Source organism: Pseudoflavonifractor capillosus, assembly GCF_016899775.1.
Lineage (GTDB): Bacteria > Bacillota > Clostridia > Oscillospirales > Oscillospiraceae > Lawsonibacter.
In genome coordinates this window covers 45,809-58,635 of the sequence record NZ_JACJJE010000003.1, presented here as the reverse complement: position 1 = coordinate 58,635, position 12,827 = coordinate 45,809, and the positions used below count along the sequence as shown (strand labels likewise).

Annotated in this window: 6 protein-coding genes; 4 read left to right on the top strand and 2 right to left on the bottom strand. The window is 53.0% G+C overall.

Annotated elements, in window-relative coordinates; all coding sequences use genetic code 11:
* Positions 1-7: 7 nt before the first annotated feature.
* The 4 genes from H6B31_RS01700 (at position 8) to H6B31_RS01685 (ending at position 5,994) form a co-directional block, all read left to right on the top strand.
* On the top strand, positions 8-1,105 hold the full coding sequence (locus H6B31_RS01700) for a hypothetical protein (RefSeq protein ID WP_204896917.1): 1,098 nt from the start codon (positions 8-10) through the stop codon (positions 1,103-1,105).
* Positions 1,106-1,116: 11 nt separating this feature from the next.
* Positions 1,117-4,209: a type I restriction endonuclease subunit R gene (locus H6B31_RS01695; RefSeq protein ID WP_204896916.1), complete on the top strand. Its 3,093-nt coding sequence runs from the start codon at positions 1,117-1,119 to the stop codon at positions 4,207-4,209.
* A complete protein-coding gene (locus H6B31_RS01690) occupies positions 4,209-4,916 on the top strand; it encodes a M48 family metallopeptidase (RefSeq protein ID WP_054338597.1) in 708 nt (235 codons plus the stop codon). The genes H6B31_RS01695 and H6B31_RS01690 overlap by 1 nt, the downstream gene beginning before the upstream one ends.
* A gap of 511 nt (positions 4,917-5,427) precedes the next feature.
* Positions 5,428-5,994 carry a hypothetical protein gene (locus H6B31_RS01685; RefSeq protein ID WP_204896915.1) on the top strand — a complete coding sequence of 189 codons (567 nt, stop codon included), beginning with the start codon at positions 5,428-5,430 and terminating at the stop codon, positions 5,992-5,994.
* 462 nt (positions 5,995-6,456) lie between these two features.
* Here H6B31_RS01685 and H6B31_RS01680 read toward each other — a convergent pair whose 3' ends face one another.
* A complete protein-coding gene (locus H6B31_RS01680; RefSeq protein WP_204896914.1) occupies positions 6,457-10,335 on the bottom strand; it encodes a GLUG motif-containing protein in 3,879 nt (1,292 codons plus the stop codon).
* Entirely contained in the window at positions 10,316-12,823 is a 2,508-nt protein-coding gene (locus tag H6B31_RS01675) for an MMPL family transporter (RefSeq protein WP_204896913.1), read from the bottom strand. Before H6B31_RS01675 ends, H6B31_RS01680 begins: the two co-directional genes overlap by 20 nt.
* Positions 12,824-12,827: the final 4 nt, after the last annotated feature.

Below are 12,827 nucleotides of genomic sequence, written 5' to 3'. Positions count from 1 at the left end.
AGTAACTTTGCCAGTACTGAATTATTTGAATCTAATCTTTATAGTTGTTTTTGTTCTTGCGGCAATTACGACACCAATATGGAATAAGTTAGAGGGCCAGGAGCAGAAGAATAAGAAAGATAATAAAAGTACTATCGAGTCGCCTGAAAAGAAAAGCACAAAGTTGGAAGCTGGGGTTAATGTCATACTACTGCTTTCGATGGTTCTTTTATTTGTGGCAGGCTTTTTTTGGCTTTTGAAATCTTTGAATAAATATAAGTGGATATTTATTTTGCTCTCCATACCGGTGTATATAGAGTATTTAACAGGCACTTGTATTGCGATTGGCACACTAAGTAATGTGGTTAAATATAATGAACCGGGCCGTTTATCTAATCAAGAGCGTACGTCAATACAATTAATCGCATACGTCATATTCTTTTTAGGTATAGTAAATCCTTATGAGCGTTTGTTGAAATATGCAGGTGAAATTACAAGTAGTGTAGTTTCAGACGTATTAACTGTGTTGATTCTTCTGGTTTTTTCATTCCTATATACTTTTTTAACAATCGCACTGATATCTACGCCGATTTCTTGCGGTGTTTACTTACTGAAAATTATTAGAAAGCATTTTCCGTTTAAAGAACAAATTAAACGATATGGGGATTATTTTGTAAAGTGTATAGATGCTAAAATTCAAAATGAATTATATTTAATTTGTGCAATCAGATGTATTCATGGAATTGAATGTCGCGCTAAAATTTTGCTGTATCTTTTGCTTCCTCTTGTTTATTTGATTGATATCATAAAGATGTGTATCAAAACATTGCTTTCTATGATTCAGTCAACGATAGGCTTTATAGTCGTTTTTTTTCGGATAATAAAAAAAGCTGCAAAGGAGATGTTTTTGTGGTTTTTGAAATTATCAGATAAACACATTGTTGCTGTATCTTTTAGATTGGCACTTATTTTTTCACTTGTCAGTATAGTGATTTTGAACCGGTATCAGCCCTTTTTTAAAGAATACGAGGCAAGTACGACGGTTTTTGAATTTCTTGCAAGCTCAATTATTATTCCGGTAGTGTTTGAGTGGATTTACTCCATCAGGAATACAAGTGGTGCTTAGGAGGGATAAAGATGGGGGTCGGCCAACGAGAAAAAGCTACGCAGAAGCGTGTCATAAAGCTATTTGCCCAGGAACTTGGTTATACCTATCTGGGCGATTTCACCGAACGGAAAAACTTCAATATTGAAACCGAACTGCTGACGAAATTTCTGACCCGCAAGGGCTATTCGCCGGTACTTATCAGCCGGGCCTTGAAGGAGCTGCAGGATGCTGCCGGCGATCAGTCGGTGAACCTTTACGACCTGAATGAGCAGACATATAAAAAGCTGCGCTACGGCGTCAAGGTCAGCGAGTCTGTCGGCCAGCATAAGATCACAGTCCAGTTTGTGGATTGGGAGCATCCGCTGGAAAATGATTTTTACATTGCCGAAGAAGTAACCATCAAACACAAGCGCCCTGATTTGGTGCTGTACATCAACGGCATCGCTTTTGCTGTCATCGAGCTGAAGCGCAGCACAGTTTCCATGTCGGAGGGCATCCGCCAGAACCTGACCAACCAGCGCCCGGATATGATCATGCAGTTCTTTGCCACCATTGGGCTTGTCCTGGCTGGCAATGATTCGGAGGGGGCGCGTTACGGTACCACCGGCACACCAGAAAAGTATTATCTTTCCTGGAAAGAAGATCCCAATGCCAAAGATGAGGTTTCCGTAGCGGTACGCACTCAAATCGAAAAATATCCCCTGCGTCTGGACAAAAACCTGATTTCTCTGTGCCGGAAAGAGCGGCTTGTAGAGCTGCTGCACAATTTTATCGTATTTGACAGCGGAGTGAAAAAGACCTGTCGGCCTAATCAGTTCTTCGGCAATATGGCTGCACGGGATTTTGTGCGGCGGCGTGAGGGAGGCATCATCTGGCACACCCAAGGCTCCGGAAAATCCTTGACCATGGTGTGGCTCAGCAAGTGGATTAAGGAAAATATTTCTGACAGCCGTATTCTGATTATCACCGACCGGGACGAGCTGGATGTGCAGATCGAGCAGGTGTTTGCCGGGGTCAATGAGAGCATTGTCCGCATTCGACGGGGAAGTGAATTGATTCAGAAGATCAACGACACTTCGCCTGTCATGATGTGTTCCCTGATCCATAAGTTCGGCAAGAAAAACAGAAGCAAGAGCGGCGAGACTGACTATGCTGGATTTATTGAGGAGCTGAAACGCTCACTGCCGGAAAACTTTTCTCCCAAAGGCGATTTCTATGTCTTTGTGGATGAATGCCACCGTACCCAATCCGGCAAACTCCACAAAGCGATGGAAACCATTTTGCCGAATGCAACCTTTATTGGTTTCACCGGAACTCCATTGATGAAAAAGGATAAGGAGACCAGTCTGGAGGTATTTGGCTCTTACATCCATCGCTACAAGTTTGATGAAGCAGTGCGGGATAAAGTGGTTTTGGATCTGCGTTATGAGGCTCGTGAAGTGGAGCAGAATGTTGTCCAGCAGGATCGGATCGACGCTTGGTTTGAGGCAAAAACGCGCGGTCTGACCGGTGTGGCAAAAGCCAAGCTAAAACAGCGCTGGGGTAATCTGCAAAAGATGTTCAGTTCCAAGGCCCGGTTGGGACAGATTGTAGCGGATATTGTTTTCGATATGGAGACAAAACCACGCCTGCACGATGGGCGGGGTAATGCTATGCTGGTGGCTGGCAGTATCTATCAGGCGTGCAAATTTTATGAATTGTTCCAGGAGACCGAGCTGAAGGGGAAGTGCGCTATCGTGACCTCTTACGAACCAGCGGTGGGCGATATTCGTACCGAAACTTTGGGCGATGATGGCGAGACTGAGGCTGTGGAGCAATACGAGATCTACATGAAGATGCTGGGTGGGAAAGACCCGAAGGCATTTGAAAAAGAGGTCAAGGAAAAGTTTATCAAGCAGCCGGAACAGATGAAACTTCTGATTGTGGTTGACAAGCTCCTGACAGGCTTTGATGCTCCGCCTGCCACTTATCTGTATATTGATAAGTCTATGCGAGACCATGGCTTGTTCCAAGCAATCTGCCGCGTCAATCGTCTGGATGGTGAAGATAAGGAATTTGGGTATATTATTGACTACAAAGACCTGTTTCGATCCTTGGAAAATGCGGTTGCAGACTATACCTCCGAAGCATTTGACTGCTACGATAAGGAAGATGTCTCCGGCCTGCTGACAGATCGTTTAGACAAGGCTAAGGAACAGCTGGAGGATTCGCTGGAAGCTCTTCGTGCACTGTGCGAACCTGTGGCTCCGCCTAAAGATATGGTGGACTACTACCATTATTTCTGCGGTGCCAACACCGAAGCCTTTGACTTGGATGAATTGAAAGAGAATATGCCCAAGCGGGAACAGCTTTATAATCTGTCGGCAACCGCTCTTCGCGCTTTTGGTGAAGTATCGGGCGAATTACAGGAAAAGTACCACTATACTGTGGAACAGATCAAGGCGCTGGAGAGAGAAGTTACCTACTACATCAAAGTGCGTGACGATGTGCGTCTGGCCAGCGGTGACTATGTGGATTTGAAGAAATATGATCCGGACATGCGCCATTTAATCGATACCTATTTGTCGGCCGATCCCAGTCGTGTGTTGACTTCTTTTGGAGGAGCAACACTGGTCGAGCTGCTGGTAGACAACGGGATTTCCGCGCTGAAGGATATGCCTGCCTCCACACCCAAAGAGCAGGAAGCAGTTGCAGAGACTATTGAAAACAATATTGGCAAGGAAATTGTTGAAAGAACCCAAAGTAACCCCAAATACTACGAGAAGATGTCTGCGCTTCTTCGTGAATTGATTGAAAAACGCAAAAATGACGTGATCAACTATGAGGAGTATCTGCGTCAGATTGTGGAACTGGCAAGGAAGGTACATAAGCCGGAAAGTGGCGCAGAATATCCTCCGGAAATCCGGGAGAGTGCTGCCAAGCGAGCCTTTTATGACCATCTTAATGGGGATACGGCTGTTGCCAATCAGATATATGACGCAGTCATGTCAAGCAAACAGGACAATTTCCGGGGAAGCAAAATCAAAGAGCGTAAAATCTGGCGGGCTATTCGTGCTGTCGTAAAAGATGACCAGGAAGCCGATCAGTTGCTTGCATTGGTAAAGGAGCAGAGTGAATTCTAGTGGATGAACTGCAAATCGGCAACATGAGTATTGCCGTTACAAAAAAGAACATCAAGAATATGTACATCCGCGTTCTGCCGCCCGATGGGAAAGTCCAAATTACTGCACCGCACTCTGCTGGGGATGACGCAATCCGAATGTTTGCGGTATCCAGAATTTCCTGGATTAAAAAGCAGCGTGCAAACTTCGCAGCACAGGCACGACAAACGAAGCGACAGTATGTGACCGGAGAGAGCTACTATGTCTGGGGGCGTCGTTATCGTCTGGATGTGCAATACTCAAATGTTAGGAATGAGGTGTCCCTTACAGGCGGGCATCTGATTTTGCAAGTGAGGCCTGAAAGCACCCCGGAGCAGCGCGAGCGTGTTTTGAATGATTGGTATCGGGAGCAGCTAAAAAGCAAGCTGCCGGAAGTGATTCAAAAATGTGAACAGGTTGTAGGTGTCCATGCATCTGAGTGGAAGGTCAAAAACATGCGTACCAAATGGGGAACCTGCAATATAGACCGAAAAAGGATTTGGATTAACCTCCAGCTTGCAAAGAAAACTCCAGAGTGTCTCGCTTATGTCGTGACCCATGAATTGGTGCACTTGCTGGAGCGAAATCACAATGAGCTATTCCAGAAGTATATGGACGCCTTTTTCCCGGAGTGGCGAGTAGTAAAGGAAACACTGAATCAGCAAATGCTGGATTATATGAGCGAGTAATGTCTGATTAGGCAAAATGAAATTTCTATAGAAAATTCGATAAAACCATGCTATAATACTCCTAAGCCACCCAATCATCCATCTCAAGCAAAACCCCTGATAGGATGGCTCGGATAGATTTTTGATAGCAAAAGTCCGAATAGACCTTAGGATAAGGATAATCTGCATCAAAGAAAACCACGACGAATTAAATCCTCTATACAAAAAAGTTTAGAAATGGATTTAACTCGGCGAGTGGGAATAATTAGAATTTCAAACCCGCAGAGCCCATCAGATCGGGCTCTGCGGGTTTTTTGCGTTCCATCGACTGTACGAGCCAGATTTGCTAGCTATCTCTGAACAGCGGCAACAGGTGGGAAAGGGCCGTAAGCGGCCCGACGCTTCTTTGACTCTGGCGGGCGGTAAGAAGCTGGAATTAAGAAATAATTAAAAGCTTTGCACAATTTGTTATGTTATACTGTGCACACCATCAATAAAATACCGTTAAATCAATAAACAGGAGGACCGTGTCATGGAACAACAGCTGCCGGCTTACGAAGGCAATCTTATTTATGACTTTGAAGAAATGGACCCCCGCTACTGCGTAGAATTCCTAACGCCTTGCCCCAACCTGTCGCCAAATACTGCTGTCAATTTTGATGGATTTTTCTGGAATGAATGCGGCATTGTTTTTCAATATAATGATGGGGACAATTTCAATCCGCGCTCCTTCACGCTGAAGGTGGTCTTTCCCTGTACCATCAAAAGTATGCGGATGTTTGCGATGACAGTACATCAGGAAAATAAACTTTTTGACCTGCAGCATCGGTCTGCCGCAGCAAACTTGCCGCAGCCTATTTTTCACTTCTACCGGTGTAAATACTCCAATTACTATAATTGGTGTATGCAGCAGGGCTTTTTTGAGGGAGAAACTGATTTTTTTCACTATGTCATTGCCGCCGAGGACACATGGATTGATATTTTCTCTCAGGAACCGCCCAGAGTTTTCTGCCAGTATTTTGGAAAACATTTGGGCGACCAGGATTTGGATCAAGGTTATATTTTTAACGCCTTTTACGAATATACGGAAGAAGAATAAGCGATAAAACTTATTTTGAGGCAGTGGTCTTAATCGGTCTCAAATTGAGGGAATCTTTGGTGGCAGCCATTTATGGCCTAAACTCCGTGCAATCTCTCGATTTGATCATGGTATTTTTACGATAAAACAGACCGTTCCAAATCAGCGGACAAAGCATCGATATAATTGCGAATATTTTATCTTTGACCCCCAAAATGTATTCTCCATCCGATTTTTATGGATATAACTGAAAAATAAGTGCCACAGGGTCCCTTTTATCGGGATCCTGTGTTTTTGTTCAAGTGATTGCTGACACTCAGAATATGCCATCTTTTGCAGATTCTCCGCCAGCAAAGTCTTAATTTTTACTCGCTCTAGGCGGCACTTCCAAGTAAGGATCGTCGCCGGTCGAGATGGACGGCACTCAGCCTGAATCTTTATTTACTCCGTTCCCATACTGCGCCTTTCTTTTCTCCGCCCCGCTCAATGCCGCCTCTTTCGGAACCGAACAGCCGCACAGACTCCCGCTGCCAGCAGCAGAGCGCCTGCCGCCGCGCCCCAGGCCAGAAGGTTGACCGGGCGTTCCAGGACACAGAATGTAATTTCCTCCTGCCGGCTGGTCAGGAGAAGATACTGGCCGTCGATCTCATGCTCCGCCTGGTTCCAGCCGTCCTCCCCCAGCACCCAGAGGGCATACCGTTTTCCGGAGTCCGGAAGCCGGTAGTGTACTGTGTAGGACACCTGCTCCAGGTCAGGGTCCTCCACCGCGACCGTATAGGCGGTTCCGGTGTGCGTCCGCCCCCGGGCATCAGTCCAGGTCACGTCCTCCGTTGTGTGGGAGACTTCTGCCCGGCTGCTGAAGCTGCCGTCCACCAGGATCTGCGGCAGCTCCCCTCCATCGGTCAAAGCGGAGGTATAGGGGGTATACACCGCCTCCAGGGTCTGGCTGGCAGTCAAATGGGTATAATCCAAATCCGGCCAGGCGGCGGAGTACCCCTTTTTCGCCGGGATCTCCGGCAGAGATTCCACCCCCTCCCCGTACTGGAAGGGGACCACAGCCACGGTGACCCCGTCGGCTACAAAGGTCAGTTCCAGCCGGGAAAACAGTGCCGGCACCCCCTTCGCGCTGCACAGGGCGTCAAAATCCACCGGCTCCGCCTGCCCGGCATAACTGATGCCGTCCAGAGCGCCCATGCTCTCGCTGGTAAAGGTGTTGCCGGATATGGTACCTTCTCCGTCCACATCTCCCGCCACAGCGCCCAGATAGGCGGAGCCCTCGTCGATGGTCACCAGAGTATGGCAGTTTACCAGGGTGGCCCCCAGTCCGGCCACGCCGCCCACATAGTCCCCGCCGGACAGGCGGCACTTGCTCCAGCACTCCCGGATACTGCCCCAGGAGGCCCCAGCGATCCCGCCCACATAGTCGCCGTCGGAACTGGAGATTCCGCCATAATTTTCACAGCCGCTCACCCGGCCCAGGTCCATCAAGCCCACTACGCCTCCGGTATAGTCCTGTTTTCCAGTGATCTCCCCCGTATTGATGCAGGAGGCGACCACAGCTTTGGTCTGATACCGGAAGTCCAGAGAGCGGTCTCCCTCCTGGATCAGGTCGTCCTCCGGATCAAAGTCGTACTCAATGGCCATGGAGCCCACGATCCCGGCCACGTTGATATCGCCCTTCACAGTTCCGTCGTTCCAGGCGTCGGACAGATACCCCGTATCTGTGGTTTCAGGCGCTTCATCCGACACATCCTCAAACCGGTCCTCAAGCTCCTCATCTGAACCCGCCAGAATGTCCCGCAGCAGGTCGGTAATGACGCCGAACTGCCGGTTGATGGCGTCCAAATCGTCCAGCAGAATGTCCGTGCTGCTGGACATAGACTCCCGCAGGGCGTCCCCGTCGTCCAGCAGGCTGGAGAAGATGTCTCCCAGGGCGTCCCCCTGCTCCCGCAAGCCGCTGCTGATGGGGTGGATGGTGATGGTGGGCATCTCGGACAGCTCGTGCAGCACATCGTAGAGGTCCCCGCTGAGATTTGCGGCCAGAGAGGCTAGTTCCTCCATGGTATCGCCGGCCTTCTGCAGCTCATCCATAACGTCTCCGGCCTGCTTCAGCAGTTCCCGCAGCTGCCGGGCGGCCTTTTCCCCACTGTCCAAGCCGCGCTTCAGAGACCGCAGGGCGGAGGACAGGCTATCCCCGGCAGCCCGGGCCTCCTGGCGGGCGGCCTCCAGCTCCTCGGTATCCACAGAGGGCAGCACCAGCTTCGCCGCGGCCGCTCCGATCTCCTGCACGGCTGTCTTGGCGTCTCCCAGGCTGGCATAGATGGCGGTCAATTCGGTCCGAAGTGCCTCAGCGGCGGTCTGAGCCGCCTCCGTGCCGGCCAGTGCCGCAAGGGCGTCCACCACCTCTGTGGCGGCCTGCTCTGCGGCGGCGATGGCGTCATTCAGCTCATCCAGCTCCGCCTGCAAATTTTGTCCAGCTTCGGAGGCGCTTAAATCTCTCAGGATGTTGTCCACCTCCGCCTGCGCGGCCGTAAGCTGCTGGGACGCCGTCTGCAATCTCTCATAGGCGGCGGTCAGATCGGGCTCCTGCCCGGGGGCGGTATCTGCCAGCGCCTTGGCCAGCTCTGCGCCGGCCTCCCCAAATGTCTGACCGGCGGCCAGAAGGTTCCCGGCAGCGGTTTGCAGACGTGCCAGTGTGTACGAATTGTCCGCACCGGTCCGAATCACTTGGGCAAGCGCGTCGCCGACCTCCCGCAGGCAGCCCGGCAGCGCGCCGCAGGCCGCCTGAAATGCCTCCAGCTTTTCCAGAAATGCATCCCACTCCGGCGTCCCCTGGAGCTCGCTCTCCGTCTCCTGCAGGATCTGCCGCATCCGCGCAAAGCAGTTTGAAATGTCCGATAGTGCCGTGGACAGTTCAAAGACCGCCGTCTGAATCTCCGACAGGGCCGTTTCCACGTCCGGTTTGCCCAGTACGTTCCGCAGGTGGGTCAGGGCTGTTCTGAGGTGCTCCACGGAATCCCGGCCGCGCTGGGCGGCGGAGCCCAAATCCCCCATGGCATCCTCAAACCGGCCCGCCGCATCGGGGGCCAGGCCGCCGGCCTCCTGCGCCTCGTCCATCACATCGTTCATCTGGCTGGCCAATTCCTCCATCAGATCCATCGCGTCTGTGGCGTCGTCCAGGATGGGGGCCAGTTCATCCGTGAGCCAGGAGAGCCGGGCGGACAGGTCATTGATCTCGTCAATATTTTCATTGGCCCAGTCCGCGGTGGAGTCCATCAAATTGCTTATGGCCTCCTGGGCCTCCCCCGCCCGGTCAGAGATGGCCTTCATCCGCTCCGAGATCTCATTGGAGGCCCCGCGGACATCGTCCCCTGTCTGGTCAATGAGGCCCCGCAGCACATCCAATTCGTCCAGCAGGTCGCCCACCTGTCCCTCGTTGTAGAGCAGACGCACCTCCGGTACCAGCTGTCCGGCGATGCCGCCCACATCCTTCCGGCCCAAAATCGTCCCGGAATTGGTGCAGCCGTTCAGATAGCCGGACTGCCGCCCCACGATGCCGCCGATGTTGTATCCCACGTGTGCGTACCCCACCGCCCCGGTGTTGACGCAGCTTTGCAGGATGCCGGAGGAAAATCCGGTGATACCGCCGATATCGGTGCACACCGGCACATTCTCCGCGGCGTTGAGCTGGTCCTGATTCAGATTGTCCAGGTTCAGCTCCGCGTCCACCTCTGTGGTGTTGATGCTGCCGCTGTTCTCACACTGGACGATGGAGCCGTAGTTCTGCCCGGCGATGCCGCCCACATAGTGCTCCCCAGTGACAGAGCCGGAGAAGGAACAGTTGATGATCTGTCCCTGAGCCTCGTTGATGCCCGCGATCCCGCCGATGCTGTCCGCTCCGCTCACCGCCCCGGAAAACGAGCAGTTGGTGATGCTCCCCTGGTTCTCCCCTGCCAGACCGCCCAGGGTGTTTTTGCGGTCGGTGGGAGAGATGCTGCCTGTGACGTTGAGATCCCGCACGGCGCCGCTGGGCTGTATGTACCGGAACAGGCCCCGCACATTGCCGCTGCCGGTGATAGACAGCCCGGAGATGGTGTGGCCCTGCCCCTCCAAAGTGCCGCCGAAAGTGGGAATGGGGACGAAGTCCGCGCCGGTCAGGTCGATGTCCGCCTCCAGATAGACCGTCTTCCCCTGGGACCAGCTGTCCAGGGTGCAGTTCCGAGACAGCTCCGCCAGATCCTCCGCCGTGCGGAGGTAGACGGTATCGGACCTCTCAGCCGCCAGAGCGGCGGGAGCAATGAGAGAGAGAATCAGAACCGCCGCCAGAAGGAGGCTCAGAATTTTACTGATGTTCCGTTTCATTGTCGTTTGAAGCCTCCTTGTTCTGATAGTTTCCGGTCTCCAGCATGCCGGAGACGTCGCCGTAGATCACGCCCTGAATATGGGCGTCCACCACGCCGGAGATCCGGCCCCGGACCCGGCCGTTCACATAGACGGTGCCGTGGACCGTCCGGCTGACCTCCGGCACCTTGAGATTGAAGCGGGTCCGCTCCACGACCTGGTCCCCCAAAAACAGGATCTGGGGCAGGATGAACATGACCAGAAACATGGAGATCAGCGTTCCCCGGCACAGGCACACTCCGATGCCCACGATGGCGGGCTCCGTGGTAATCCGGCCAATCAGAAAGCCCGCGGCGGACAGGATGCTCCCCGAGGTGAGCACCGTGGGGAAGGACAGATCCAGCGCCTGGATGATGGCCTCCCGCCGGGACATGTTCCCTTTCAGTTCGTTGTACCAGGAGGAGATCACAATGGCGTAGTCGATGTTGGCGCCCATCTGAATGGAGGTCACCACCAGATAGCTCATAAAGAAAATGGGCTGCCGGGTGATGCCGGGGAAAGAGAAATTGATCCAGATGCTGCCCTGGATCACCAGGATCAGCAGGAGGGGCAGCCCCACCGACTGGAAGGTGAACAGCAGGACAATGATAACGAACACCACCGACAGCACGCTGATCATCACATTGTCTCGGGCGAAGGAGACGGACAGGTCGTAATCGCTGGTGGAGTCCCCCACAAGATAGACATGGTCTGCGTCATAGTACCGCTCCGCCTCCCGGTGGATGGTCTGGAGAAAGGCGAAGGTCTCCTCCCCCTCCTCGGGCAGATCCAGGCTGATCAGCATGCGGGTGTAGGTATCCCCCAAAAGCTGCTTCCGGGCGTCAGAGAGCTGCTGGTACAAGTCATCCAGATCCGCCTGCTGCTCCTCGTCCAGATTTACATAGCCCTCCTCTGCCTTGTCATAGGCAAAGAAAAACATATCCATCAGAGGGACCGCGTAGTCATTCAGCCCGCCCACAATCCGGCCGTACTCCTCCCCCTCCGCCGCATAGGCGGTGTACAGCAGGCACACCAGATCATAGTCCAGATCCGTCATCTCAGAAAACTGCCGGGGCGTCAGGGAGTCGGTGAGGGTATAGCCGTCTGTGACCTCTACGTTGGAGAGCCCCATGGCGTAGTCCACCTGGTCATAGCTCTCCAGCCGGTCCAGCAGAGCCTTTTCACTGGCGTAGTCGCCCTTCGGCACCAGCAGGGCCATGATGTTCTGGGTGCCGAAGGTCTCGTTTACCCGCCGCTCCGCGATCTGGGTCTCGTTCTGCCTGGCGGTCTCGATCTGGCTGTATCCGTACACATAGGGACACTGGTTGGACAGAAGAAAACCCGCCACAACGGCCACCACGAACAGGGGCGCCCCCACATAGCGCAGTTTCAGGGTGAGTTTGCCCCAGCGGTCAATTTTGGGGATAAAGCTGCGGTGCCGAGTCTTTTCCATGGCCTTGGAAAAGAGCATCAGCAGGCCCGGCATCAGAGTAAAAACGGACAGCATGCTGAACAAAATTGCTTTGATGAGAACGATTCCCATGTCAAAGCCGATTTGGAACTGCATAAACATCATGGCGGCCAGACCGGAGATGGTGGTCAGGCTGCTGGCGGAGATGGAGGGGATGGAGGCGCTGACCGCCGCAATGCAGGCCTCCCGGTCCCCGGCATATTCCCGCTCCTCCAGGAAGCGGTGGAGCATGATGATGGCGTAGTCGATGGCCAGGGCCAGCTGCAGCACCACGGTCACCGAGTTGGACACAAAGGAGATCTCTCCGAAGATGAAATTCGTCCCCAGGTTCAGCACCGCCGCCGCCACAAAGGTGAGCAGCAGCACCGGGATCTCCGCGTAGGAGCGGGAGGTGAGTAGCAGCACCAGCACGATGATCACCGCCGCAACCGCCAGAATAATCCCCATCTCATTGGCCAGGGATGCGGCCTGGGAGTTTCCAACGGTGCTGTCGATGTAGTAGTCGTAGGGCTCCAGCAGATCCCGGATAGACGACAGGGCAGCCAGACTGACTTCGTCCTCTTCCTCCCCCTCAAAGGTCACGGAGATCAGGGCGTCCGCGCCCTTAAAGTATTCTGCGATGTCCTCCGGTGTCTCCGGTTCGCTGTCCTCCTCCGCGTCCGCGCCGGCATCACCGCTCCCAAAGGCGGCCGAGGAAACTCCTTCGATCTGTCCCATCTGCTCCGCCAAGTCCTCCGCCATCTCATAGGTTACATGGGAAACCATGACCCGGGCGGTGGCAAAGGTAGTAAACTCCTCCTCCATGAGGGTCAGCCCTTGGCGGGTCTCTGTGGTATCCGGCAGATACTCTGTGATGTCGTTGCAGACGCGAACCCAGCTCCGGGAAAACAGACAGAAGATCAGGGCGCAGACGTAGAGAAAAAAGATGAGATTGCGCTTATCCACAATGAATGTGGCCAGCTTTTCAAAAAAGGATGTCGTTCCGGTGTTTTTGCTCACAGTG